General features: G+C 65.2%; 27 protein-coding genes. 19 read left to right on the top strand and 8 right to left on the bottom strand.

Annotated elements, in window-relative coordinates; genetic code table 11:
• Positions 1-62 precede the first annotated feature (62 nt).
• Positions 63-500: an ester cyclase gene (locus tag ASD73_RS06920; protein ID WP_056370942.1), complete on the bottom strand. Its 438-nt coding sequence runs from the start codon at positions 498-500 to the stop codon at positions 63-65.
• Between the two features lie 11 nt (positions 501-511).
• On the bottom strand, positions 512-1,003 hold the full coding sequence (locus ASD73_RS06915) for a J domain-containing protein (RefSeq protein WP_235534223.1): 492 nt from the start codon (positions 1,001-1,003) through the stop codon (positions 512-514).
• A gap of 178 nt (positions 1,004-1,181) precedes the next feature.
• Here ASD73_RS06915 and ASD73_RS06910 point away from each other — a divergent pair, with 178 nt between their 5' ends.
• From ASD73_RS06910 to ASD73_RS06880, 7 genes are all read left to right on the top strand, one after another.
• Positions 1,182-1,460, top strand: a complete 279-nt coding sequence (locus tag ASD73_RS06910) for a BolA family protein (protein ID WP_056370938.1) — start codon at positions 1,182-1,184, stop codon at positions 1,458-1,460.
• Positions 1,461-1,462: 2 nt separating this feature from the next.
• Positions 1,463-1,831 (top strand): cupin domain-containing protein, encoded by a 369-nt coding sequence (locus ASD73_RS06905; RefSeq protein ID WP_235534222.1) that lies wholly within the window; start codon positions 1,463-1,465, stop codon positions 1,829-1,831.
• A complete protein-coding gene (locus ASD73_RS06900) occupies positions 1,831-2,715 on the top strand; it encodes a pirin family protein (protein WP_056370934.1) in 885 nt (294 codons plus the stop codon). Before ASD73_RS06905 ends, ASD73_RS06900 begins: the two co-directional genes overlap by 1 nt.
• Entirely contained in the window at positions 2,712-3,161 is a 450-nt protein-coding gene (locus ASD73_RS06895; protein ID WP_056370932.1) for a hypothetical protein, read from the top strand. Before ASD73_RS06900 ends, ASD73_RS06895 begins: the two co-directional genes overlap by 4 nt.
• A gap of 82 nt (positions 3,162-3,243) precedes the next feature.
• Entirely contained in the window at positions 3,244-4,167 is a 924-nt protein-coding gene (locus ASD73_RS06890; RefSeq protein WP_056370930.1) for an alpha/beta fold hydrolase, read from the top strand.
• Positions 4,168-4,391: 224 nt separating this feature from the next.
• On the top strand, positions 4,392-5,174 hold the full coding sequence (locus tag ASD73_RS06885; RefSeq protein ID WP_056370928.1) for a helix-turn-helix domain-containing protein: 783 nt from the start codon (positions 4,392-4,394) through the stop codon (positions 5,172-5,174).
• 2 nt (positions 5,175-5,176) lie between these two features.
• Entirely contained in the window at positions 5,177-5,422 is a 246-nt protein-coding gene (locus tag ASD73_RS06880; RefSeq protein WP_056370927.1) for a hypothetical protein, read from the top strand.
• Here ASD73_RS06880 and ASD73_RS06875 read toward each other — a convergent pair.
• Positions 5,419-5,838, bottom strand: coding sequence for a hypothetical protein (locus ASD73_RS06875; RefSeq protein WP_082521418.1), 420 nt, complete (start codon positions 5,836-5,838; stop codon positions 5,419-5,421). The genes ASD73_RS06880 and ASD73_RS06875 overlap by 4 nt on opposite strands.
• Here ASD73_RS06875 and ASD73_RS06870 point away from each other — a divergent pair.
• The gene (locus ASD73_RS06870) at positions 5,837-6,994 is read left to right on the top strand and encodes a serine hydrolase domain-containing protein (protein ID WP_056370925.1); all 1,158 of its coding nucleotides are present in this window, start codon (positions 5,837-5,839) and stop codon (positions 6,992-6,994) included. The two genes, ASD73_RS06875 and ASD73_RS06870, sit on opposite strands and share 2 nt — an antisense overlap.
• Here the strand turns inward: ASD73_RS06870 and ASD73_RS06865 are convergent.
• Positions 6,989-7,810 carry a PhzF family phenazine biosynthesis protein gene (locus ASD73_RS06865; RefSeq protein ID WP_056370923.1) on the bottom strand — a complete coding sequence of 274 codons (822 nt, stop codon included), beginning with the start codon at positions 7,808-7,810 and terminating at the stop codon, positions 6,989-6,991. The genes ASD73_RS06870 and ASD73_RS06865 overlap by 6 nt on opposite strands.
• Positions 7,807-8,385: a pyridoxamine 5'-phosphate oxidase gene (gene pdxH, locus ASD73_RS06860; RefSeq protein WP_056373314.1), complete on the bottom strand. Its 579-nt coding sequence runs from the start codon at positions 8,383-8,385 to the stop codon at positions 7,807-7,809. The genes ASD73_RS06865 and pdxH overlap by 4 nt, the downstream gene beginning before the upstream one ends.
• 133 nt (positions 8,386-8,518) lie before the next feature.
• On the opposite strand from pdxH, the gene ASD73_RS06855 reads away from it, so the two are divergent.
• The 8 genes from ASD73_RS06855 to ASD73_RS06820 all read left to right on the top strand — a co-directional run bounded on the left by ASD73_RS06855 (position 8,519) and on the right by ASD73_RS06820 (position 17,575).
• Positions 8,519-9,454, top strand: coding sequence for a DnaJ C-terminal domain-containing protein (locus ASD73_RS06855; RefSeq protein ID WP_056370921.1), 936 nt, complete (start codon positions 8,519-8,521; stop codon positions 9,452-9,454).
• Positions 9,455-9,457: 3 nt separating this feature from the next.
• Entirely contained in the window at positions 9,458-10,534 is a 1,077-nt protein-coding gene (locus tag ASD73_RS06850; protein ID WP_082521416.1) for a YihY/virulence factor BrkB family protein, read from the top strand.
• Complete coding sequence (gene fabI, locus ASD73_RS06845; protein ID WP_056370919.1) at positions 10,531-11,358, top strand: enoyl-ACP reductase FabI; 828 nt, start codon at positions 10,531-10,533, stop codon at positions 11,356-11,358. Before ASD73_RS06850 ends, fabI begins: the two co-directional genes overlap by 4 nt.
• On the top strand, positions 11,351-11,881 hold the full coding sequence (locus ASD73_RS06840; protein WP_200934906.1) for a GNAT family N-acetyltransferase: 531 nt from the start codon (positions 11,351-11,353) through the stop codon (positions 11,879-11,881). Before fabI ends, ASD73_RS06840 begins: the two co-directional genes overlap by 8 nt.
• A gap of 4 nt (positions 11,882-11,885) precedes the next feature.
• A complete protein-coding gene (gene aroC / locus ASD73_RS06835) occupies positions 11,886-12,962 on the top strand; it encodes a chorismate synthase (protein WP_056370918.1) in 1,077 nt (358 codons plus the stop codon).
• Between the two features lie 7 nt (positions 12,963-12,969).
• The gene (locus tag ASD73_RS06830; RefSeq protein ID WP_056370915.1) at positions 12,970-14,748 is read left to right on the top strand and encodes an SLC13 family permease; all 1,779 of its coding nucleotides are present in this window, start codon (positions 12,970-12,972) and stop codon (positions 14,746-14,748) included.
• Between the two features lie 95 nt (positions 14,749-14,843).
• On the top strand, positions 14,844-16,196 hold the full coding sequence (locus ASD73_RS06825; protein ID WP_056370913.1) for a dicarboxylate/amino acid:cation symporter: 1,353 nt from the start codon (positions 14,844-14,846) through the stop codon (positions 16,194-16,196).
• Between the two features lie 47 nt (positions 16,197-16,243).
• The gene (locus ASD73_RS06820) at positions 16,244-17,575 is read left to right on the top strand and encodes a dicarboxylate/amino acid:cation symporter (protein ID WP_156377324.1); all 1,332 of its coding nucleotides are present in this window, start codon (positions 16,244-16,246) and stop codon (positions 17,573-17,575) included.
• A gap of 3 nt (positions 17,576-17,578) precedes the next feature.
• Here ASD73_RS06820 and ASD73_RS22735 read toward each other — a convergent pair whose 3' ends face one another.
• Entirely contained in the window at positions 17,579-18,448 is an 870-nt protein-coding gene (locus ASD73_RS22735) for a hypothetical protein (RefSeq protein ID WP_056375971.1), read from the bottom strand.
• A 173-nt stretch (positions 18,449-18,621) separates the two neighbouring features.
• On the opposite strand from ASD73_RS22735, the gene ASD73_RS06810 reads away from it, so the two are divergent.
• Positions 18,622-20,025, top strand: a complete 1,404-nt coding sequence (locus ASD73_RS06810; RefSeq protein ID WP_082521414.1) for a cytochrome P450 — start codon at positions 18,622-18,624, stop codon at positions 20,023-20,025.
• 94 nt (positions 20,026-20,119) lie between these two features.
• Complete coding sequence (locus ASD73_RS06805) at positions 20,120-20,512, top strand: hypothetical protein (RefSeq protein WP_056370909.1); 393 nt, start codon at positions 20,120-20,122, stop codon at positions 20,510-20,512.
• Between the two features lie 108 nt (positions 20,513-20,620).
• Here ASD73_RS06805 and ASD73_RS06800 read toward each other — a convergent pair whose 3' ends face one another.
• Positions 20,621-21,115 carry a PIN domain-containing protein gene (locus tag ASD73_RS06800; RefSeq protein WP_056370907.1) on the bottom strand — a complete coding sequence of 165 codons (495 nt, stop codon included), beginning with the start codon at positions 21,113-21,115 and terminating at the stop codon, positions 20,621-20,623.
• The gene (locus tag ASD73_RS06795; protein ID WP_056370905.1) at positions 21,115-21,354 is read right to left on the bottom strand and encodes a type II toxin-antitoxin system prevent-host-death family antitoxin; all 240 of its coding nucleotides are present in this window, start codon (positions 21,352-21,354) and stop codon (positions 21,115-21,117) included. Before ASD73_RS06795 ends, ASD73_RS06800 begins: the two co-directional genes overlap by 1 nt.
• A 247-nt stretch (positions 21,355-21,601) precedes the next feature.
• Here ASD73_RS06795 and ASD73_RS06790 point away from each other — a divergent pair, with 247 nt between their 5' ends.
• The gene (locus ASD73_RS06790; RefSeq protein ID WP_056370903.1) at positions 21,602-22,990 is read left to right on the top strand and encodes a cation:proton antiporter; all 1,389 of its coding nucleotides are present in this window, start codon (positions 21,602-21,604) and stop codon (positions 22,988-22,990) included.
• The last annotated feature ends 2 nt before the right edge of the window (positions 22,991-22,992 follow it).

The raw sequence follows: 22,992 nt of genomic DNA, 5'->3' as shown, positions 1-22,992 counted from the left end.
TCGCCGTCAGGTGGCGCTTCGCCAGCGCGGTATCGTCATGGGTTGCGCCTTGCAACGCCTTTTCAGAGCAAACCGAGCGCCTTCATCACCGCCGACTGGTCATAATAGGGACGTTCGCAGACGATCTTGTCGCCGCCCGGCGCGAATTCGAAGCTTGCAGCCATACGAATGCGGAACGCCTTGCCGGTCGGCTCGATCGTCCTGAGGCCGAGCTTCAGCGGGCCGAGATGCGTGCCGGTCAGCCAGAATTCGACGAGCACCGTGTTCGTGCCCGCGTCTGCGGCGATCGCGATGACCTCGTTCGCCTGATCGGGAAAGGGTTCGCGCGACGTGGCGAAATAGGACCGCACCGCCGCTTCGCCGTCGAAAATCGTGCCGGGGCCCATCAATTCGTATCGTGGGTGGTCGAAGGTCGCGAGGACGCCGTCCCAATCGTGCGTGATCTCGAGCGCCATGTGCCGGCGCACCACCTCGATCCGTGCTTCGTTCAGGTCGGTCATCGTGCGTCTCCCTATGCGAAAGCCTTCGTCTTCCTCAGCAATTGATACGCCTGGACTACCTCGCCCAGCCTCGCTTCGAAACTGCGATCGCCGCCATTGCGGTCGGGGTGATATTTGCGGACAAGCTCGCTGTAGCGTCGCCGCAGCGCCGCGCGGTCGGCGTCGGCGGGCAGCGCGAGCAATTGCATCGCCGCATGCTCCTCGCGCGACAGGCCGGGATTCTTCGCCTCGCGCCGCGCCTCGTCCATCCGCTGGCGAAAGCGCGCGCCGAGCGCGTCGATCGGGTCGCGGAAATCGGCCCAGCGCGGCGGCAGGTCGGCGCTGCCCGCGGCGCGGAAGGTACGGCTTTCGGTTTCCCACCCAGCCGTAGGAGACTGCGCCTCCATGATCTGGTCGGCGGTCATGCCCTCGAAGAAATTATAGCCCGCGTTGAATTCGCGCACATGGTCGAGGCACAGCCAGCGATATTGCGGCGGGCCATCGGGCGAGCGCGTCCACGCCATCGGCGCGCGGAATTCGCCGGGCTCGCGGCATCCGGGTGCGGCGCAGGCTTCCTTGCGGGGGACGCGGCCATGAAAACGGGAAGGGCGAGATGGAGACGGCACAACAGGCTTTCGGAATCGGGGAGGCTGACCTTTGGGAGGCCTTATAATTTGGCGACGAAGCGCTTATGGTCAACCCATGAGCAGCAAAGGCCCCGCACAGCAAGAGATGGAAAGCCTGCTCACCGCAGCCTTTCCCGACGCAAAATTCGTCCTGAACAACGACAGCACCAGCCATCATGGCCATTCAGGCGACGACGGCAGCGGCGAGTCGCATTTCAGCTTGAACATCGAGTGGGTGGGCTTTGCCGGGATGAATCGCGTCGCGCGCCAGCGCGCGGTGAACAAGGCGCTCGGCGACATGCCGGGGCAGCGCGTCCACGCGCTCGCGATCAAGGCGACCGCGCCGGGAGAATGACGATGCCGGACAAGGTGAACCTCGCCGAAGCCTTCGCAAAAATCCCCGACGCATGGAACCCTCGCGTTGCGGGCGACATCAACGATTTTCAGGTCAAGCTGGTCAAGCTCGACGGCAAGTTCGACTGGCATCATCACGATATCGAGGACGAACTTTTCCTCGTCGTCGCCGGCCGGATGAAGATGGCGTTTCGCGACCGCGACGTGATCGTCGAGCCCGGCGAGTTCATCATCGTCCCGCACGGCACCGAACATTGCCCCGAGGCGCTGGACGGCGAATGTCAGGTGCTCCTCCTCGAACCAAACTCGACGCTGAACACGGGCAATGTCGAAACCGAAAAGACCAAGAAAACACTGGAAAGGCTCGATTGATGTTCGACATCATCACTCCCTCGACTCACGATCTCGGCGCCTTCGAAGTGCGCCGCACGCTGCCGAACAAGGCGCGGACGATGGTTGGCCCCTTCATTTTCGTCGACCAGTTCGGTCCCGCGCATTTCGACATCGGCCGCGGCATGGACGTGCGCCCGCATCCGCACATCAATCTCGCGACGGTCACCTATTTGTTCGAAGGCGCGATCGACCATCGCGACAGCATCGGCACCTTTGCGACGATCCGACCCGGCGCGTGCAACTTGATGACCGCGGGCAGCGGCATCGTCCATTCGGAGCGCACGCCCGCCGCTGAGCGCGCGACCGGATCGGGCATCTCGGGAATGCAGACCTGGCTCGCCTTGCCCGACGGTAAGGAAGAGATCGACGCGGCGTTCGAACATGTTGCAAAGGACGACCTGCCGCTGATCGAGGATAATGGCGTGTCGGCGCGCGTGATCATGGGCAGCCTGTGGGGCGCGACCTCGCCGATTACGCAGCATGCCGCGACGATCTATGCCGACATATTGATGAACGCCGGCGCGACGATCCCGATCGATGCCGAGGCCGACGAGCGCGCGGTGCTCGTTGCGCTTGGCGACGCGAGCCTCGATGGCGAGGCGCTCGACCGTCACAGCCTCTATATATTGAAACCCGGTCAGGCGATGACGCTCCGCGCCGAGAGTGACGCGCGCGTGATGCTGCTCGGCGGCGAGGCGTTCAAGACGCCGCGCCACGTCTGGTGGAATTTCGTGAGCTCCAGCCGCGACCGCATCAACCAGGCGAAGCACGACTGGAAGGAACGCAACTTCCCGCTCGTCCCCGGCGACAGCGAGGAATTCATCCCGATCCCCGAGGTGCCGAAGACGGTCAGCTATCCGTGAGCCTGCTGCTGGCGCTGACGCTCGCGGCAGGCACCGAACCAGTCTTCCACTGCAGCTTTGGTGCCAAGCAGCTCACCGTAACGCAACAGGGCAACGCGCTCATCTATCGCTATGGCACCAAGAGCAAGACCGAGCTTCGGATCGTCGCCGATGCCGCGAGCGGGCGTGTCTTCTATAACCGGCGGCTCTATCCGCGTGCCGAGGATCAGACGCTGCGCTTCGTCAGCGGTGACTATAGCTATATCGTCTATGCCCATTGGTCGGCGCCGAGCATGGGGATGACCGAGGAGGGCAGCACGCCCGAAAGCTATTATGGCGGGCTCCATGTGTGGCGTGGCGAGACCGAACTGTCATCGCGCCGTTGCATCAGCGGCGGCGACATGCGCGAATGGCCGATCTTCAAGACGCTGCCGCAGGACGACGAGAATCTGACGCCGGAAGAATAGGAACCGGCCATTTGTTGCAGCTTGCCAGCCGCAACGATCCCCGCCAGATTGGTTTCGAAAAGAAACCAAAGGAGCGGAATGGATGATCGGCGATTTCGAACAACAGCGCGTCAAGCTTGCGACCGGGGCCGAACTCGACGTCGTCGACATGGGCCCGCGCGATGCGCCGGCCCTCATCTTCCTCCACGGCTTTCCCGAATCGCACCGCACCTGGCGCTATCAGCTGCCACATTTCGCAGATCGCTTTCGCTGTATCGCGCCCGACCAGCGCGGCTATCGCGGCTCGTCGAAGCCGCAGGACGCCGAATCCTACACCCCCGACAAGCTGATCGCCGATATCTTCGCGCTCGCCGATGCGCTCGGCGTCGGCGAATTCACGATCGTCGGCCACGACTGGGGCGGGGCGATCGCGTGGGGTGTCGCGCTCGGCGGCCAGCCGGGCGGGCTGCATCCGGCGTGGGCGGGCCGGGTAACGCGCGCGGTCATCGCCAACGCACCGCATCCGGGCATCTTCCAGCACCTGCTCGCGACGAACGCCGATCAACGCGCCGCAAGCCAATATATCCGCACCTTCCGCGACCCGGCGAGTGACGCGATCATCGAGGAGCATGGCATTGCGGGCATTCTGGCCCACGCCTTCGAAGGACGCGTGCCGAGCGGCGGCGTCCAGCCCCCCGACGAGATCGCCCGGCTGCTGGGGGATTGGGAGAATCGCGACAGCTGCCGCGCGATGATCAACTGGTATCGCGGCTCGCCCGCCGTGGTTCCCGCGATGGACGAGCCCTATGCCGACTCGCCCGCGGCGCCCTTCCCGAAGCTTACCATCCCGACGCTCGTCATCTGGGCGCTCGACGATGTCGCGCTGCCGCCCTGCAATCTCGATGGCATCGAAGAGCTCGTGCCCGAGGTGACGATCGTCAAGGTTCCGGGTTGCGGGCATTTCGTGCCGTGGGAGGCACCCGATGCGGTCAATCGCGCGATGGATGAATTCCTCGCCCCAAAATAATCAAGGCTATCGTTTCGCTCAGGAAAAAGTGGCGGGCGGCGATTGCGCCGCCCGCCGTCGGGGGGGTCTGTTCATGCGTGTCTGGGGCACGCGTATTAGCCTGGCCCACGCCTCATTTGTCTCAGCTGCGACTAGGGCCGAGGACTTTGGGTAGGGCGATTTAACCATATTATTGCGTAATATGGCAGGCTTTCACATTTTCCCATTCTTGCCATATTCATGCGATGGAAGTGGGTGGACTCAGGGTCGCCTCGATCGTTGACCGGATCGATGGCCCGTCAAACTGGACGATCGAGCGCGATGTCCATGTGCTGATCCTGTATGAGGCGGGAAGTTACCACTGGCTCGAAACATGGCTCGATGAACAGCGGACGTCGCTCGGCGACCCGTTGCCGGGCGAAATGTGGTTGATTCCCGCCGGTCAGACATATCGCGGCACGGCCAAGGGTGGCGCGGTCCGCACGATCGAGGTCGAGATTCCGGTAACGCTTCTGACCGTCGCCCCCGATACGCGTGCGCTCGCGGCGCATCACGACCTCGCGCTGGCCGCGCTTGTCCGGGCCTTGCTCGCGAACGATGCGGCCGCCGCCGATCCGCTCGTCACGATCCTCGCCAAGACGCTTCAGGGCATGGCCGGGCGTCCCGAATCGCCCGCGATCGCCCAGCGCATCAACGATCTCATGGCCTATATCCAGACCCAGCTCGAAGTGTCGCTGACGGTCGAGGATATGGCGGCGGAGGCCGGCATGTCGGTCAACAGCCTGATCGTTCATTTCGCGCGCGCGACCGGGCGCACCCCGGCGCAATATGTGCTGCACCAGCGGCTGCGCCACGCCTGCTGGTTCCTGATGAACCGTCCGCTCTCGATCGCCGAGATCGCCTTCGCGACCGGCTTTTCGAGCCACGCGCATCTGTGCGCGATCTTTCGCCGCAAGATCGGCATGTCGCCGGGCGAGTGGCGCCGCCGACATCGATCGGATATTCTGCCAGATGCAGGGGAGGGATAGGGATGTCGCACACGACCATCATGCTGCTGGCCGGGCTCGCCCTGCTGATCCTGCTGCGCCTTGCGATCAGGGATGCGGCGTGGGCGACGCGGCTGTTCTTCATTCTGTGGTTGCTTGTCGCGATCGGCAATCTGCTCGTCGGCGTGCTCTATGCCGGCTACGGCTGGGCCGAGGAGGCGGGGATTGCGCTGGTCGTCTTCGGCGTACCCGCGGCGCTGGCGCTATTCGCACGCCGCTTCTGGCGTTAGTTCTCGGGCCGCAGCAGGCAGCCGCTGGCCCCGGCGTAGCGTGCGCTGCGCGAGGCGAGTAGCGGCACACTGCCGGTTATCGTTTTGGTCGCGGGATCTTCGCTGAGCGAAATCATTTCCATCCCGGGCTCGAAATCGCTCTGGCAGCTTTCGAGGCTGCGGCCCTGCACATAGCGGCACGAACAGCCGACCCGCGCGGCATAGGCAGAACCCAGTTCGGCCTGCGCCTTGAATGACGGGAATTTCCAGATGGTGAAGATCGCGAGCAGCACGGCAAGCCCGATCGCCCAAGGCAGGCAGCCGCCCCAGCGGCTCGGTTTTTTCGCGGGATAAGGGGGATTCGCGGGCGGCGGCGCTGGGGCCGGCGTCACGCCCGTTGTCGGCCCGGTCGGATTGATGTTATTCACCCATGCCATGATCACCAAAAAACGGCTGCTGGCAAGTGCCGCCCTCGCGATGCTCGGCGCCTGGTCGCTGACGCAGGCGGCGGGGCAGGGTAATATGGCGCCCGCGTCGCCGGCGCCGAAATTCGGTGCATCGCTCGATGGCGTCGCGGCGGTCGAGACGCCGCAGGCTCTGCCTGCGTTGCCCGCCGCGATCCGCGCGCGCGCCGACGCATTGTTCGCCGATGCCGACGATGTCGGGCAGACACGCGCGTTGCTCGTGCTGCGCGACGGCGAGCCGATTTACGAACGCTATGCCGCGGGTTTCGGCCCCGAATCGAAGCTGATCAGCTGGTCGATGGCGAAAAGCATCACCGCAGTGCTCACGGGTTTCCTCGTCGCTGACGGCCAATTGTCGCTCGACGGGCCGGCACCCGTGGATGCATGGCAGCGCAGCGGCGATCCGCGCGGCGCGATCACGCTGCGGAGCCTCCTCCATATGTCCTCGGGGCTCGAGCATGTCGAAAATGGCGATCCGGTGTGGCAGGGCGATACCGTCGCGATGCTGTTCGGCAGCGGAGCGGGCGACATGGCGGGTTTTGCCGAGGCCAAGCCCGCCGCCGCACAGCCCGACGAGGTCTTCAACTACAGTTCGGCGACCAGCGTCATCCTGTCGGACGTCCTCGCCGACACGCTGACACCGTCGCAAAATCCGGATGCGCGGCGCGATGCGATGCATGACTTCATCGGCGGACGGCTGGTCGAGCCGCTCGGCATGACCAGCCTGACCCCCGAATATGATGCGCACGGCACGATGATCGGCGGATCGATCATGCACGCGACCGCGCGCGATTATGCGAAGTTCGGCGAATTCCTGCGCAACCATGGCGTCGTGAACGGCCAGCGATTGCTCCCCGAAACCTGGATGCGCTTCATGCTGACGCCCTCGAAGAACGACGCCGGCTATGGCGGGCATATCTGGCTCAACCGCCGGCGCCCGGCCGGAGTCACCCCCGCGCTCTGGCCCGATCGCGGCCCGAACGATTTGTTCGCGTGCATCGGGCACCAGGGGCAATATATCATCGTCTCGCCCTCGCAGCGGCTGACGATCGTGCGGCTGGGTGTCACCAGCGACGACCAGTTCCCCGCGCTGCGCCGGCACCTCGCCGACCTCACCGCCGCGCTATAGCAAAAAGTCACCGACCAGCGTCGTGACGCAGGTTCCGGTCAGCTCGACCATGTCGCCATCAAGGCGGCATCCGACATGCCCACCGCGCGCGCTCGCCTGATAAGCGGCGAAGCGGTCTCGCCCCAGCCGCACCGTCCAATAAGGGGTGAGCACGCTGTGCGCTGAGCCGGTGACCGGATCCTCGTCGATCCCGGCCCCGGGTGCGAATGCGCGGCTGACGACGTCGGCGCCCGATGGATCGTCGGCGCCCGGCGCGGTCGCGATATAGAGGATGTCGCCGCCCTCTTTCAGCGCGCGCAGGTCGGGCGTCAGCGCCCGCACGCTCGCCGCGTCGCGATAAGCGATCAGCGCATAGCCGCCGTCGTGCCACATCGTCTCGACCGGATCGCCGCCGAGCGCGCGGACGATGTCGGGCATGGCCTTCGGCGCGGGCGTATAGCCGGGCAGGGCCATCTTATAGCCCTCGTCCTCGCCGTTGCGCGCGACGCGCAAGATCCCCGCCTTGCGCGTGCGGAAGGTCATGTCGCTCCGCCACTGCGCCGCCGTCAGCAGGACATGCCCGCTCGCCAGCGTCGCATGGCCGCAGAGCGCGACTTCGACCGCCGGCGTGAACCAGCGCAGCTCATAATCGGCCTCGTCGCTTTCGTCGGGGACCAGAAAGGCGGTTTCGGCAAGATTATTCTCCGCCGCGATCGCCAGCAGCGTCGCATCGTCGAGCCATTCCTCGAGCGGCATCACCGCCGCGGGGTTGCCCGTAAAGGGGCGGTCGGCAAAGGCATCGACTTGGGTGATCGGCAGGCGGCGGGGTGCGCTCATGGATACAGCAATCCTTTCGTCCAGCCGGCGCCGGTGCGGGTGAAGACCGTACGCTCGTGCAGCCGGTGAGCGCGATCCTGCCAGAACTCGATAGCCGAAGGATTAACGCGCCAGCCCGACCAGCGCGGCGGGCGCGGCACATCCTGTCCCGCGAACCGCGCCTGCATCTCCTCGAAGCGCGCCTCAAACGTCTCGCGGCTGGCGAGCGGCCGCGACTGGTCGCTCGCCCACGCGCCAAGTTGGCTGTCGCGGCTGCGCGTCGCGAAATAGGCATCGGCGACGCTGTCGTCGACCGGCGTCACCGCGCCCTCGATGCGGACCTGGCGGCGCAGCGATTTCCAGTGAAAGAGCAGCGCGACGTGTCGGTTCGCCGCGAGTTCGCCGCCTTTGCGGCTGTCGAGATTGGTATAAAAGACAAAGCCGTCGGGCCCGTGCCCCTTCAGCAGCACCATGCGGAGCGACGGGTGCCCGTCGGGCGTCGCCGTCGCGAGCGCCATCGCATTGGCGTCATTAGGCTCGCTGGTGCGCGCCTCGGCGAACCAGCTGTCGAACAGGGCAAAGGGATCGTCGCTCATCCGCGCGGTCATAATGCGCCAGGCGTGCAGGGTCGAGCGCGATATCGAGGGAACTTGACCTTCGACGGGACATTACCACATCGACGCGCAATCGGGCTTCACGCCCAGTCACTTATCGGGCTACAGGAGCAAAATGGCCGATCCCTATTCCACCCTGGGCGTTGCGAAGAGTGCAAGCGAAGCGGAAATCAAGTCCGCATACCGCAAGCTCGCCAAGGAATTGCACCCCGACAAGAACAAGGACAACCCGAAGGCATCGGAGAAATTCTCCGACGTGACCAAGGCGTATGACATCCTGTCGGACAAGACGAAGCGCGCGCAGTTCGACCGCGGCGAGATCGACGGCGAGGGCAATCCCGCGATGCCCTTCGGCTATGGCGGTGGCGGCGGTTTCCGCGGGGACCAGCGCACCGGCCCCGGCGGTTTCAGCGGTTTCGGCAACGAGAGTTCCGATTTCGGCGATATTTTCGAAGGGCTGTTCGGCGGCCGCGGTAGCAGTTCGGGCGGCGGGCCGTTCGGCGGCTTCGGCGGGCGCGGCGCGGCTCCGCCCAAGGGCGCCAATGTCGCCTATCGCCTTTCGGTCAGCTTCATCGACGCCGCGACGCAGGCGCCGCAGCGCATCGCCCTCGCCGATGGCGCGACGATCGACCTGAAACTGCCCGCCGGGGTCGAAACCGGTACGCAGATGCGGCTCGCGGGCAAGGGGCAGGCGGGGCCGGGCGGCACAGGTGACGGCATCGTCACGATCACGGTCAAGGACCATCCCTTCTATGAGCGCGAGGGTGCCAACATCCGCCTCGACCTGCCGGTGACGCTGAACGAGGCGGTCAAGGGCGCGAAGATCAAGGTGCCGACCGTCGACGGCCCGGTGATGCTGTCGATCCCCGCCGGCTCCTCGTCGGGCAAGGTGATGCGCCTCAAGGGCAAGGGGTTCAGCCAGAAAAGCGGCGGCCGCGGCGATCAGCTCGTGCGGCTGATGGTCGACCTGCCTTCTGACGACGAGGCGCTGATCAAGCTGCTCAGCGAATGGGCCGATCCGCGCGACGTGCGGGCGGAGCTTGGCGTGTGATGCGTGGCTGACGCCAGCGAGAAAAAGATCGTCGCCGCGCTCGAGCGCGAGGTTGCCGACGAGGTCGGCAAGGAATTTCTGGCCGAAGGCCATTCGCCGCATTCGCCCGAGGCGCGCGCCGAACGCGCCAAGCGCGTCAAGCTGCGCGCGCGGGCGCAAGGCGTTCTCGACCGCGGCCGCGAGCAGCTCGGACCGGGCACGCGCGCCTGGCGCATCGCCCGCCGCGTCGTCGTCGGCACCTATACCGACGGCTTCATCCACGCGGGCAATCTCGCCTATCTGGCGCTGATCGCGCTCTTCCCCTTCTTCATCCTGCTCGCCGCGGCGCTGTCGATCTTCGGCGGCAGCGTCGGCGGCGAAGCGGCGATCGAGGCGGTCTTCTCGACGATGCCGCCGACGGTCGCCAAGGCGCTGTCGGGGCCGATCCGCGAAGTGATGACCGCGCGCACCGGCATCTTCCTCTGGCTTGGCGCGCTCGTTGCGCTGTGGACCGTCGGCAGTCTGATCGAGACGGTGCGCGACATCTTGCGCCGCGCCTATGGCACGCATTTTTCCAAGGGCTTCTTCCACTATCGGCTGCTGTCGATCGGCATCATCACCGGCGCGGTGGTGCTGATGCTGCTGTCGTTCAGCATGCAGGTGCTGATCGTCGGGGTCGAACAGTTCGTCACGCGTGTGCTGCCCGAGCGATACCAATCCTTCGGCATCGTCCTGATCTCGCGCGGTGTGTCTGGCTTCGGCCTGTTCCTCGCGATTTACATGCTTTTCTACAGCCTGACGCCGTCGAAATACCGGCGCAAACAATTCCCCAAATGGCCGGGCGCGCTGTTCACGACGCTCTGGTGGATCGGCGTCACCCTCGCGCTGCCTCCCTTGCTCGCCAGCCTGCTCAGCTATGACGCAACCTACGGCAGCCTCGCGGGTGTGATGGTCGCGCTCTTCTTTTTCTATCTCGTCGGATTGGGTATGGTGATGGGCGCCGAACTCAATGCCGCGCTCGTCGAGGTTGAGGATTTGGGCCACGACGCTATTGGGCGCGTCGACGATGTGATTATTGAAAAGACCGGAGACACAAAATGACGGGTCTGATGACTGGCAAGCGCGGGCTGATTATGGGCCTTGCGAACGACAAGTCGCTTGCGTGGGGCATTGCCAAGGCGCTGCACGGCGCGGGCGCCGAACTGGCGATTTCGTATCAGGGCGATGTGATGCTGAAGCGGGTGAAGCCGCTCGCCGACGAACTCGGCTGCGATTTCCTGATCGATTGCGACGTGTCCGACATGGACAATCTCGACGCGGCGTTCGCGACGCTCTCGGCGCGCTGGCCGACGATCGACTTCGTCGTTCATGCGATCGGCTTTACCAACAAGGAAGCGCTGCGTGGCCATTATGCCGATGTGACGCTCGACGACTTCCTGATGACGATGAACATCAGCGTTTACAGCTTCACCGCGGTCGCCAAGCGCGCGGCATCGATGATGACGCCCTTCGACCCCGAAACGGGCAACGGCGGCGGCTCGCTGCTCACCCTGAGCTATTATGGCGCCGAAAAGGTGATCCCGCACTACAACGTCATGGGAGTCGCGAAGTCGGCGCTCGAGACGAGCGTCAAATATCTCGCCAACGACTACGGCCCGCAGGGCGTGCGCGTGAACGCGATTTCGGCCGGCCCGATCAAGACGCTGGCCGCAAGCGGCATCGGCGATTTCCGCCTGATCCTCAAATGGAACGAGCATAACGCCCCGCTCCGCCGCAACGTCACGATCGACGATGTCGGCGGCTCGGCGCTCTACCTGCTGAGCGACCTGTCGAGCGGCGTGACGGGCGAAACGCATCATGTCGATGCGGGTTACCACACCGTCGGCATGAAGCAGGAAGACGCCCCGGACATCTCGCTTGTCTGACGAAATCGGCATCCGCGCCGCGACGGCGGCGGATGCCGATGCCATTGACACGGTGATCCGCGCCGCCTTTGCGGGAACGGACTTCGGTCATCAGGGCGAGGCGGAACTGGTGCGGATGATCGACGCGGACGGCGACGCGCTGGTGTCGCTCGTCGCCGAACGTGACGGCGCGATTGTCGGGCATATATTGTTGAGCCGGATGAGTATCGAGGCCGAAGGCGCCGCGCTTTCGGGCGCCGGTCTCGCGCCCGTGTCGGTCGCGCCCGGCAGCCAAGGGCAGGGCATCGGCGACGCGCTGATCCGCGCCGGACTCGACGCGCTTCGCAAACAAGGTGTCGCGATCAGCTTCGTCCTCGGCCACGAGGATTATTACTCGCGCTTCGGTTACTCGCCCGAGCTGGCCGCGCGCTTTGCTTCCCCCTTCGCCGGACCGCATTTCATGGCAATGATGCTGGACTCGGGCGCGGCTTGGCCGCTAGGCGGACGCGCGGATTACGCACCCGCATTCGGCCGGATGGGATAGGGCAATGAGTTTCAACAGCTTCGGACGCGTTCTTCGCTTCACGACATGGGGGGAAAGCCACGGCCCCGCGCTCGGCGCGGTCGTTGACGGTTGCCCGCCGCGGCTGTCGCTGTCCGAAGCCGACATCCAGCCCTATCTCGACAAGCGCCGCCCCGGCCAGTCGCGCCACACGACGCAGCGGCAGGAACCCGACCAGGTGCGCATCCTGTCGGGAACTTTCGAGGGCAAGACGACCGGCACGCCGATCAGCCTGATGATCGAGAATGTCGACCAGCGATCGAAGGATTATGGCGAGATCGCACAGGCGTATCGCCCCGGGCACGCCGATTACGCCTATGACGCCAAATATGGCATCCGCGATTATCGCGGCGGCGGCCGGTCGAGCGCGCGCGAGACCGCGGCGCGTGTCGCTGCCGGCGGTGTTGCACGGCTCGTGATCCCCGAGGTGCAGATCCACGCCTGGGTCGCCGAAATCGGCGGCGATGCGATCGACCCCGCGAATTTCGACCTCGAGGAAATCGATCGCAATCCCTTTTTCTGTCCCGATCCCGCCGCCGCGCAGCGCTGGGAGGGGCTGATGGACGCCGCGCGCAAGTCGGGCAGCTCGCTCGGCGCCGTGATCGAATGCGCGGCGAGCGGCGTCCCCGCCGGCTGGGGCGCCCCCATCTATGCCAAGCTCGACAGCGACCTTGCCGCCGCGATGATGGGGATCAACGCGGTGAAGGCGGTCGAGATCGGTGCCGGCTTCCACGCCGCGCGCCTGCGCGGTGAGGAAAATGCCGACCCGATGCGCCCCGCAACCGACGGCAGCAACCGTCCCGATTTCCTGTCGAACAATGCGGGCGGCATCGCGGGCGGCATCTCCACCGGCCAGCCTGTCGTTGTGCGCGTCGCGTTCAAGCCGACCAGCTCGATCCTCACTCCCGTGCCGACGATCAACAAGGCGGGCGAGGCGACCGACATCGTCACCAAGGGCCGCCACGATCCTTGCGTCGGTATTCGCGGCGCGCCGGTGGTCGAGGCGATGATGGCGCTCGTCCTTGCCGACCATAAATTGTTGCACAGGGCACAAAACGGCTGATGGCCTAGTGGATTTCGTCGCCGCATTTGTCGCGGAGCAAAAGGCGGTTATTGGTCTGTTCGTGCTCGCGGGCATGTTCGCTGCTTTTGTCTGGGAACGCTTCTCGCCTTCGGTCGTCGCGGTGGCGGGGGCAGGCACCATGCTCTCGCTCGGCCTGCTCGACGAAAAGGGGGCTTTTGGCGTTTTCTCGAACAGCGCGCCGCTCACCGTCGGGGCGATGTTCATCCTGTCGGGCGCGCTGATCCGCACCGGGGTAATCGACAAGGTCGGCAATTATGTCGTCGGCCGCGCCAAGCGGCACCCGCGTCTCGCGGTGATCGAAGTGTTTGGCGGCGGCCTGCTGGTGTCGGGCTTTATCAACAGCACGCCCTTCGTCGTCGTGATGATGCCGGTGTGCTTCCGGCTTGCCGAGGCGCTGGGCGTTTCGCCCAAAAAATTGCTGATGCCGCTGTCGGTGATCGCGGTGCTCGGCGGCTGCCTGACGCTGATCGGCACCTCGACCAACCTCGTCGTGTCGGGCATCGCCGAACAGGCGGGGCTCGAACCCTTCGGTCTGTTCGACATCACGCCTTATGGCCTCGCGGTCGCGGCGGCGGGGATCGTGGGCCTGCTCGTGATGGCGCGTTTCCTGCCTTCCGACTATCCACGCATCGCCGAAAAGGCCGACGGGGCGGAGCAGCTCTATCTCACCGAACTTGGCCTTCGGGACGATGATACCGCCATCGACATGGCGCTCGACGCCGCCAATCTTGGCATAGCGCCGGCGCAGATCGTCGGCGTGATCGCAAGCGGGCGGCTGATCACCGGCGGCGATGCCCGGCACCACCGGCTCGCGGCGGGCAACCGGATCGTCGCGCGGCTCGACGGGGCGGCGCTGATGACGCTGCGCAGCGAAGGGCGCTTCGCGATCGGCATCGGCGATAGTCCCGACGGCGCGGCTACCGTGGTCGAGGTGACGGTTTCGCCGAGCCACCGCTCGATCGACCGGCCGCTCGCCGAAATCCCCTTCCTCCAGCGCCAGCGCGTGCGCATCCTCGGCGTCACCCGCTTTCGCCACCTCCCCGGGCCGACGCTGTCCGAAAGCCGCATTCGCGCCGCCGACCGTCTGCTGGTCGACGCCGACGAGGCGAATATCGCGCAGCTGCGCGACAATCCCAATCTGATCGGGCTCGCGATGGCGTCGGTCACCGCCTTCCGCCGCCGCCGGGCGTGGATCGCGATCCTCGTGATGGCCAGCGCGGTGCTGTTCTCGGCGACCGGCATCATGTCGATCGGTATCGCGGCGTTCATCGGCGTCGCCATCGTGCTGCTGACGCGGTGCATCGACGCGTCGGAGGCGTGGGGCAGCATCGACGGCGATGTGCTGATCCTGATCTTCGCGATGCTTGCCGTCGGCGCGGCGCTCGAACAATCGGGGTCGGTCGCGCTGATGGTCGGCGCGCTCGACCCGGTGCTGACGGGCGCACCCCAATGGGCGGTGATCGCGATCGTTTATTTCTCGGCGCTGTTACTGTCCGAACTGCTCAGCAACAATGCGGTCGCTGCGCTGATGGGGCCGCTGGTGATCGGCATTGCCGGGGCGACCGGCGTCGCGCCGCAGCCGCTGCTGATCGCGCTGATGCTCGGCGCCTCCGCCTGTTTCGCGACCCCGGTCGGTTACCAGACGAACACGCTCGTCTATGCTGCGGGTGACTATCGTTTTATGGATTTCGTGCGCATCGGCGTCCCGCTCAACATCCTCACGGGTATTGCGGGCTGCGCCGCGCTCGCCTTCTGGACGCCTTGACCGCGCGATAGGCCCGGCAGCGATTGCCCGCGGCGCATCACCCTGTTACCCCGGCTCGCATAAAGATCCGCCCAGGGCGGAACAGGGAGTAATTTATGGGGCATCGCCTGACTTTGTATATTCTGATCGGGATGATCCTGGGGGTCATCACCGGCTATCTCGTGCGGGTCTATGTCCCGGCCGACAGCGAAGCCTTCACCTATTGGCTGCGCAGCTTCAGCACGCTTTCGACCATCTTCCTCAACCTGATCAAGCTGGTCGTCGCGCCGCTGATACTCGGCACGCTCGTCGCGGGGATCGCGCATATGGGCGACAGCTCGGCGCTCGGCCGCATCGGCACCCGCGCGATCGCCTGGTTCATCCTCGCCAGCCTGATTTCGATCAGCCTCGGCCTGATCATGGTCAATTTTTTCGAGCCCGGCGCGGGGCTCAATCTCACCGTCGGCGCGCATTCGATCGCCGAAGTCGGCGAGGTCAAGAAACTCGATCTGTTCGAGTTCATCGAGCATGTCTTCCCGAAGAATATCTTCCAGGCGATGGCGGACAACAATGTCCTCCAGATCCTCGTTTTCGCGCTGTTCGCGGGCGTCGGCCTGACGGCCATCGGCGACAAGGGCAAGCCGCTGGTTCGCGGCGCCGAGGCGCTCGCCGAACTGATGCTGCAGATCACCGGCTATGTGATGCGCCTTGCGCCGATCGCGGTGTTCGGCGCGCTCGCGGGGGTCGTCGCCAAATATGGCCTCGGCATCCTCGGCACTTACGCGGAGCTGGTCACCGAATTCTATCTTTCGCTTGTGGTGCTGTGGGTGATCCTGCTCGGCGCGGGCGCGATTTTCCTCGGCCGCCGGATCTTCTCGCTGATCCGCTATATCCGCCAGCCGCTGCTGATCGCGTTTTCGACCGCCTCGTCCGAGGCGGCGATGCCGAAGCTGTTCGAACAGCTCGACCGTTTCGGCGTGCCGCGCCGCATCTCTGGCTTTGTGCTGCCCTTGGGCTACAGCTTCAACCTCGACGGATCGATGATGTATGCGAGCTTCGCGACGCTCTTCATCGCGCAGGCCTATGGTATCGAGCTGTCGATCACGCAGCAGATCCTGATCCTGCTCACCCTGATGGTGTCGTCGAAGGGGATCGCCGCGGTGCCGCGCGCCAGCCTCGTCGTGATCACCGCGACGCTCGCGATGTTCGACCTGCCGGTCGAGGGCGTCGCGCTGATCTTCGCGATCGACCAGTTCCTCGACATGGGCCGCACCGCGACCAACGTCGTCGGCAACGCCGTCGCGACAAGCGTGATCACCAAGTGGGAAGGCATGCTCGAAGCGCCCGAAGCGCCCGATCTCGAACGGCCGCATGCGCCGGCGCATACGCCGCATCATGGAACCCGCGGGCTCGATCTTCGTGATGACATAGCGGGGGAGGAAAAAAAGCCGGCGGCCGATAACGCGTAACGCGCGAGCTTCGGGCCGCCCGACCGGGGCGAGCAAGGAGCTGAGACATGGCCGAAGCAGCGGCAATCGACGGGGCGCATCGTGACGAAGCGCGCGCCCGGCGGCTGCGCTGGCGCATGCTCGTCGGTTTCCTCGCGGGCCTCCTCATCGGGCTGGCGGTCCATTATGGCGCGCCGGGTGCGCCGTGGGTCGAAACGATCACCACTTATGTGACGGGCCCGCTCGGGCAGATTTTCCTGCGCCTGCTGTTCATGCTCGTCATCCCGCTGCTTGTGTCGGCGCTGATCGTCGGGGTCGCCGAAATGGGCGAGATGCGCGCGCTGAAATCGGTCGGCGTTCGCACGCTCGTCTATACGATCGCGGTGTCGACGATTTCGGTCATCGTCAGCCTCGCCGTCGTCAATTTGCTTCAGCCCGGCGCGGGGGTCGATCCCGCGCTTGCGCGTTCGCTGATCGCGGAGGGCGCGGAGGGGGCGAAGGCCATCGCCGACCGCGCGGGCGAGGCGAAGACCGGGATGGACGCAGTTGTCGCGATCGTCCCCGACAATCTGTTCGCCGCGATGGGCCAGAATGACGTGCTCGCGGTGATGTTCTTCGCCCTCTTCTTCGGCATCGGGCTGATGCTCGTCCGCACCCCGCGGACCGAGGCGCTCAAGACGGCGATCGAGGGGGTGTTCGAGGTCGTGATGAAGCTGATCGGCCTCGTCATCCAGCTCGCGCCGATCGCGGTCTTCTGTTTCATGTTCAACCTCGCCGCGCAGTTCGGCTGGGACCTCATCATCCGGCTGTCGGCCTATGTCGGCGTCGTGCTGCTCGCGCTCGCGCTCCAGATGTTCATCGTCTTTCCCATCCTGCTGAAGACGCTGGCGGGGAAATCGCCCGTCGCCTTTTTCCACCAGACGCAGGAGGCGTTCGTGATGGCGTTCGCGACGGCGTCGTCGAACGCGACGCTGCCGACGGCGCTCCGTGTCGCGCACGACCAGCTGCGCCTGCCCGACAAGGTCGCGCGCTTCGTGCTCACCATCGGCGCGACCGCGAACCAGAATGGCACCGCGATGTTCGAGGGCGTGACGGTGATCTTCCTTGCCCAATTTTTCGGCATCGACCTGACGCTGCAGCAGCAAATCGTCGTGATGCTGGTGTGCATCCTGGGCGGGATCGGGACGGCGGGCGTCCCCGCGGGGTCGCTCCCCGTGATCGCGCTGATTCTCGCCTCGGTCGGCGTTCCGCCCGAGGGCATCGGGCTCATCCTCGGCGTCGACCGCTTCCTCGACATGTGCCGCACGACGCTCAACGTCGTCGGCGATCTCGTCGCCGCGACGGTGGTATCGGCGGGTATGAAGGATCGGCCGGAGGCACCGAAGGCGCCGCCGGCCTGACCATCAATCGGGGCGCTCGTTGCGCGCGCCGGCGCGCCCGGCAGGTGCGGTCGCGCGCGGAGGTGGCGGGGTGCGCGCAGCCGGTGCCGGCCGCGGGGCGGGTGCGGGCCGCGCCACAGGCGCGGACTGGTCCGGGCGCGGCCGCCCCATCCCGGTACCACGGTCGGGGCGTCCGGGATTGCCTGGAGGGGCACCTGCGCCGGGTCCGCGGCCGGGCCGCGTGCCGCGCGGGCCGTCATTGTCGCGGTCGGGGCGGTTCCAGCCGCCGGGGCGGCCCGGCCGACCGGGATTTCCGTCGGGACGTCCGGGATAGCCCGCCGCCGGCGGCGTTGCCGGATTGCCGTCTCCGCGCCCCGGACGCGTGCCGCGGGGGCCGTCATTATCGCGGTCGCCGCGGTTCCAGCCGCCGGGGCGGCCCGGACGGCCATCGCCCGGACGGCCGTCGTGATCGCCGCGATTCCAGCCGCCGGGGCGTCCCGGCTTCCCGTCGCCGCGCCCGCCATGATGCTTCCACCAGGCGCGGCGCCCGCCCCAATAATTCAGATAGCGGTCGCGCAGCGGGTAGCGGTTGCGGTAATTATCGAACATCCACATGCCATAGCCGGGGTAATAATAATCGTCGTACCAGCCGCCGCCGAAGCCGATCTGGGCAAAGCCGTTGCCATAATCCGACGCGTCATAGCAGTCGTAACCATAGCCGTCGTCATAGGCATAGCCGTCATAATCATAATAGGCGTCGCCATAGCGCGACGAGCAGTCGCCGCCCGACGCATAGCTCGCACCATAGACACCGCCGGAATAGCAGCCGCCAAGCATCGTCGTCGCGAGAACGCCGAGCGCGATGGAGAGGGGGCGCTTCAAACTCTTCGCCATGGCTTTGTCCTTTTGGGTCCAACGGTTGCGACCCGTCACCTTGGACACTGGTTTGCACGAGTCGAGTTGAATTTGCGGTGAATGCTGTTCCACTCCCGCCAAAGCGTTACTTGCATCAGTGTCAGTAGTCCGTTACGCATCGGGACAAAGCAGAATGGACGAGGATTGACCCGATGAACGCGCCCGCGAATATTCAGCAGACGAAAAACTGGTCCGAAAAGCGCTTCGGCCCCGACACGCGGCACTGGCTGCCGCGCAATTCCGACAGCGCGATCGATCATATTCCGGGCGAGGACGGCATGCCGATCATCGGCAATACGCTCGAACAGCTCGGAGACTATCCCGCCTTCACCCGCCGCATGGTCGCCAAATATGGCCGGGTCTATCGCAACAACAGCTTCGGCGGGCGCAGCGTCGCGCTCCACGGGCCGGAGGCGAACGAGCTCGTCATGTTCGACCGCGAAAAGATATTCTCATCCGAACAGGGCTGGGGTCCGGTGCTCAATCTGCTCTTCCCGCGCGGGTTGATGCTGATGGATTTCGAAAAGCATCGCGCCGACCGCAAGGTGCTGTCGGTCGCGTTCAAGCCTGAACCGATGCGCCATTATGCCGATTCGCTGAACGAGGGGATTCGTGACCGCATCGGCCAGTGGAGCGGCAAAACCTTCAAATTCTATCCCGCGATCAAGGAACTGACCCTCGATCTCGCCGCGACCAGCTTCCTCGGCATCCCGTTCGGTCCCGAGGCCGACAAGGTCAACAAGGCGTTCGTCGACATGGTGCAGGCGTCGATCGGCGTCGTGCGCGTGCCGATGCCCTTCACCGCGATGGGTCGCGGCGCGAGGGGACGCGCCTATCTGGTCGATTATTTCGGCAAGATGGTGCCCGAACGCCGCGAGGGCACGGGCGAGGACATGTTCAGCCAGATCTGCCGCACACGCGACGACAATGGCGATTATATGAGCGTCGAGGCGATCGTCGACCATATGAACTTCCTGATGATGGCGGCGCACGACACGATCACCAGCTCGATCACGACGCTCGTCTGGGAACTCGCGCGCAACCCCGAATGGCAGGACAGGCTGCGCGAAGAAATGCTCAGCGTCGCGCCAGCGGGCGAGGGGGTCGGGCACAACAGCCTCGGCCAGCTCGAAATGACCGAATGGGCGTTCAAGGAAGCGCTTCGCCTCGTGCCCCCGGTGCCAAGCTTCCCGCGCCGCGCGCTCAAGGATTTCGAATATGGCGGCTATCGCATCCCCGCTGGCACTTCGGTCGGGGTCAGCCCTGCCTATACCCATATGATGGAGGAGCATTGGCCCGAGCCCCAAAAGTTCGACCCGATGCGCTTTTCGCCCGAGGTCGCGCGCGAGCGGCACAAATATGCGTGGGTGCCCTTCGGCGGCGGCGCGCATATGTGCCTCGGGCTGCACTTCGCCTACATGCAGGCGAAAATCTTCTTCCACCACGTCATCACGACGCACCGCATCACCGTCGCCGACGGCTATGCGCCCGAATGGCAGGTGCTGCCGATCCCTCGGCCGAAGGACGGGCTGACGGTGAGTTTCGTCCCGCTTTAGCTGCGGATGACAGCTTTGGGGTGGGAAGCTGACTGGCGGCTTTCGGATAAAAGGATCACATTGCGAACACCCGCCGTTACGTTAAGCTCGCCGGATGCGCGAACCAGACTTTGAAGTTGACGGGTGGTGCCTTGAAAATGGCGAGGCTTACCACGCTGAAGCGCCAGATACCTTCTGGCTACCTGAGCGGAGTAGGCGAGAGACCCTACAGCCCGGAGACATTGCAAAGCTCATCTTCCGGATCAGCGTCGAGAACGAGGAAGAAAGTGTTGCGGTGGAGCGAATGTGGGTACTCGTTCGGGAGGTGGTTCCGGGCGGGTATCTCGGAGTCCTTGACAACGAGCTCGACGCTATCGCCGAAAATGACGAATTTTGGCTGGGCACAGAACTACCTTTCACTGCAAAGCACGTAATCAACATTGAGGAGCGGGACGCGAACACCATCGCACTGGCTCAAAATGAGCCGCGACGGCGTTGGTCGGGATAGCACTTTCAATGTCCGCTTACCGGGCTTGGCCACGGACCATAGAAGGGCTGAGGTCGGTCGTTAGCCGCCGCTTCTTATTTCAATGATCTCGATAAGTCCCGCTGACGCTCACCCTCGAATGAACAGGCTCCGGATCCACGGCGACCGCGCGCGCGTTGCCTCGCGCCAGTCGCCGTCTTCGACCGTATCGGCGGCGATGCGGCTGGGGTCGAGCAGCTTCAACCGCGCGCCGCGAAACGCCGCGCCGCGACAGGTGACCAACGTCAGCCCATGTTCGAGCGCGGTCGCAGCGAGGAGCGCGTCGCGGTCATTGTCGAGCGCGAGTGCGGCGCGGCGGCGCGCGATGGTCAGGTCGACCGACAGGACGCGCCCCTCGAACGCGGGCAGCACTTGCCCGTCGATCCATTCGCGCCACGCTGCGCCCTCGGCCTTGCCCTGCTTCGCTGCCAGCGCGGCTGCATTTTCCAGCTCGACGAGCGAGAGCACCGACAGGAACATCGATTGCCGCGAGGTGCGCTGCGCCCATCCGGCAAGCGCGGCGCCATCGCCGTCGGCGCGGGCGTGGCGCAGGTCGAACAGGATTTCTGCGTCGAGCAGGAACATCAGCCGCGCCGGTCCAGCGCCTTGCGCAGATGTCCGCGATCGAGCGCGATGTCGCCCGGCGGGGCGGCGAGCAATTGCGCCATCGTCTCCCGCTCGCCGCTGAGCTGGCGCCAGGCGTCGATGCTGATCAGGACATGCGTGGGCCGCCCGCGGTCGGTGACGAACACCGGCTCGACGAGCGCGAATCGCTTCGCGCGGCTGACATCCTGATTGAGTTCGCGGCTCGTGACACGCTTCATGACCACCCCTCGCTGATGCCAATCAAGGCATATTGTGATCGTTCACATGTAGGTATGTTACTACACTGTGACCGGCTCGCAACAAAAATGATCGTTACGCGGAAAATCGGCAAGTGCGGGCGCGCCCAATCGCGGGAGCGGCATTGCGCTCGCTACGCTTTCATGTCTCCTGATGCAGGGAACAGGCGGATCGCGGCGTAGTTCAGATCGCGGACGCCAGGGTGGGAGAGGGAAATTGGTATCAAATATGTTCGATGAACTGGTCCGCGCGATCGGCGACGTTCTCGGCGCGCACGGCCCGGCGGTCCATTCTGCGGCCAGCTATACGCCGACCGATTTCAGCATCCATTTCTTCCTCCAGATCGCGGTGATCCTCATCGTCTGCCGCGCCGTCGGCTGGGCCGCGAAGAAATTCCTCGGGCAGCCGCAGGTTGTTGGCGAAATGATCGCCGGCGTCCTCATCGGCCCCTCGCTTTTCGGCCTCTTCTTCCCCGAATTTCAGGCGGCGCTGTTCCCCAAGGAAACGCGGAGCATCCTCTACGTCTGCGCGCAGGTCGGTGTGGGCCTGTATATGTTCCTCGTCGGCACCACGCTGCGCCTCGACCATTTCCAGTCGAAGGCGAAGAGCGCGATGGGCGTGTCGGCGGCGGGCATTATCGCGCCCTTCCTGTTCGCTGCGCTTATCACGCCGTTCCTGCTCGACGTTCCGGGCCTCTTCACCGAAGGGCTGAGCCAGGGCAGCGCGACTTTGTTCATGGGCGCGTGCATCGCGCTCACCGCTTTTCCGATGCTCGCGCGCATCATCAACGAGCGCGGCCTCGCCAACACCGCGCTCGGCACGCTCACGCTGACCGCCGGCGCGTTCGACGATGCCGTGTCCTGGTGCGTGCTCGCGATCGTGCTCGCGACCTTCGGCGGCGGCCCCGGCGTGGCGCTGATCGCGATTATCGGCGGGCTCAGCTTCGCGCTGTTCATGTTTTTCATCGGACGCCGGCTGCTCGTCCCGCTCGGCCGCATCGTCGAGGAACGCGGCGAGATGAGCGACACGATGCTGTCGATCGTCCTGATGCTCTTCGCGCTCTGCGCCTTTGTCATGGACGCTGCGGGCATCCATGCGGTGTTCGGCGGCTTCATCCTCGGCGTCTGCATGCCGCGCGGCAAGCTGACCGAGGAGATCAAGCGCAAGATCAGCCCGATCACCATCCTGCTCGTCCCCGTCTTCTTCACCTATTCGGGGCTCAACACGCGGCTCGACACGGTGAACAGCCTGACCTTGCTCGCGCTCGCGCTCGGCATATTGCTCGTTTCGATCGCCGCGAAGTTCGGTGCGTGCTGGCTCGCCGCGCGGCTCGCGGGTGAGGACAATCGCACCGCGCTCGGTATTGGCGCACTGATGAACGCGCGCGGGCTGATGGAGCTCATCATCATCAACATCGGGCTTCAGAAGGGCATCATCGGGCCGACGCTTTTCTCGATGATGGTGCTGATGGCGATCGTCACGACGGTGATGGCGGGGCCGCTGTTCGAATTCGTCTATGGCCGCAAGGCGCGCGAAACGGGCGAACTCGGCCAACTCGGCACCGACGGCCCCGAAGAGCCGCAACCCGTCGAACGGCTGGCCGTCAGGCCCGCCTGAAG

Source organism: Sphingopyxis sp. Root154 (genome assembly GCF_001427105.1).
GTDB lineage: Bacteria > Pseudomonadota > Alphaproteobacteria > Sphingomonadales > Sphingomonadaceae > Sphingopyxis.
The sequence above is the reverse complement of the archived record's forward strand: the minus strand, read 5'-3'. Positions and strand labels throughout refer to the sequence as shown.

What these genes read in the sequence shown, in the direction of transcription:
- ASD73_RS06800 (WP_056370907.1), bottom strand. Translation starts at nt 21,115, where the DNA reads ATGTTCCTGCTCGACGCAGAAATCCTGTTCGACCTGCGCCACGCCCGC.
- ASD73_RS06905 (WP_235534222.1), top strand. Translation starts at nt 1,463, where the DNA reads ATGCCGGACAAGGTGAACCTCGCCGAAGCCTTCGCAAAAATCCCCGAC.
- ASD73_RS06910 (WP_056370938.1), top strand. Translation starts at nt 1,182, where the DNA reads ATGAGCAGCAAAGGCCCCGCACAGCAAGAGATGGAAAGCCTGCTCACC.
- ASD73_RS06790 (WP_056370903.1), top strand. Translation starts at nt 21,602, where the DNA reads ATGTTCGATGAACTGGTCCGCGCGATCGGCGACGTTCTCGGCGCGCAC.
- aroC (WP_056370918.1), top strand. Translation starts at nt 11,886, where the DNA reads ATGAGTTTCAACAGCTTCGGACGCGTTCTTCGCTTCACGACATGGGGG.
- ASD73_RS06885 (WP_056370928.1), top strand. Translation starts at nt 4,392, where the DNA reads ATGGAAGTGGGTGGACTCAGGGTCGCCTCGATCGTTGACCGGATCGAT.
- ASD73_RS06915 (WP_235534223.1), bottom strand. Translation starts at nt 1,003, where the DNA reads ATGGCGTGGACGCGCTCGCCCGATGGCCCGCCGCAATATCGCTGGCTG.
- ASD73_RS06890 (WP_056370930.1), top strand. Translation starts at nt 3,244, where the DNA reads ATGATCGGCGATTTCGAACAACAGCGCGTCAAGCTTGCGACCGGGGCC.
- ASD73_RS06825 (WP_056370913.1), top strand. Translation starts at nt 14,844, where the DNA reads ATGGGGCATCGCCTGACTTTGTATATTCTGATCGGGATGATCCTGGGG.
- fabI (WP_056370919.1), top strand. Translation starts at nt 10,531, where the DNA reads ATGACGGGTCTGATGACTGGCAAGCGCGGGCTGATTATGGGCCTTGCG.
- ASD73_RS06795 (WP_056370905.1), bottom strand. Translation starts at nt 21,354, where the DNA reads ATGAAGCGTGTCACGAGCCGCGAACTCAATCAGGATGTCAGCCGCGCG.
- ASD73_RS06855 (WP_056370921.1), top strand. Translation starts at nt 8,519, where the DNA reads ATGGCCGATCCCTATTCCACCCTGGGCGTTGCGAAGAGTGCAAGCGAA.
- ASD73_RS06875 (WP_082521418.1), bottom strand. Translation starts at nt 5,838, where the DNA reads ATGGCATGGGTGAATAACATCAATCCGACCGGGCCGACAACGGGCGTG.
- ASD73_RS06865 (WP_056370923.1), bottom strand. Translation starts at nt 7,810, where the DNA reads ATGAGCGCACCCCGCCGCCTGCCGATCACCCAAGTCGATGCCTTTGCC.
- ASD73_RS22735 (WP_056375971.1), bottom strand. Translation starts at nt 18,448, where the DNA reads ATGGCGAAGAGTTTGAAGCGCCCCCTCTCCATCGCGCTCGGCGTTCTC.
- ASD73_RS06870 (WP_056370925.1), top strand. Translation starts at nt 5,837, where the DNA reads ATGATCACCAAAAAACGGCTGCTGGCAAGTGCCGCCCTCGCGATGCTC.
- ASD73_RS06810 (WP_082521414.1), top strand. Translation starts at nt 18,622, where the DNA reads ATGAACGCGCCCGCGAATATTCAGCAGACGAAAAACTGGTCCGAAAAG.
- ASD73_RS06820 (WP_156377324.1), top strand. Translation starts at nt 16,244, where the DNA reads ATGGCCGAAGCAGCGGCAATCGACGGGGCGCATCGTGACGAAGCGCGC.
- ASD73_RS06805 (WP_056370909.1), top strand. Translation starts at nt 20,120, where the DNA reads ATGCGCGAACCAGACTTTGAAGTTGACGGGTGGTGCCTTGAAAATGGC.
- ASD73_RS06900 (WP_056370934.1), top strand. Translation starts at nt 1,831, where the DNA reads ATGTTCGACATCATCACTCCCTCGACTCACGATCTCGGCGCCTTCGAA.
- ASD73_RS06880 (WP_056370927.1), top strand. Translation starts at nt 5,177, where the DNA reads ATGTCGCACACGACCATCATGCTGCTGGCCGGGCTCGCCCTGCTGATC.
- ASD73_RS06920 (WP_056370942.1), bottom strand. Translation starts at nt 500, where the DNA reads ATGACCGACCTGAACGAAGCACGGATCGAGGTGGTGCGCCGGCACATG.
- pdxH (WP_056373314.1), bottom strand. Translation starts at nt 8,385, where the DNA reads ATGAGCGACGATCCCTTTGCCCTGTTCGACAGCTGGTTCGCCGAGGCG.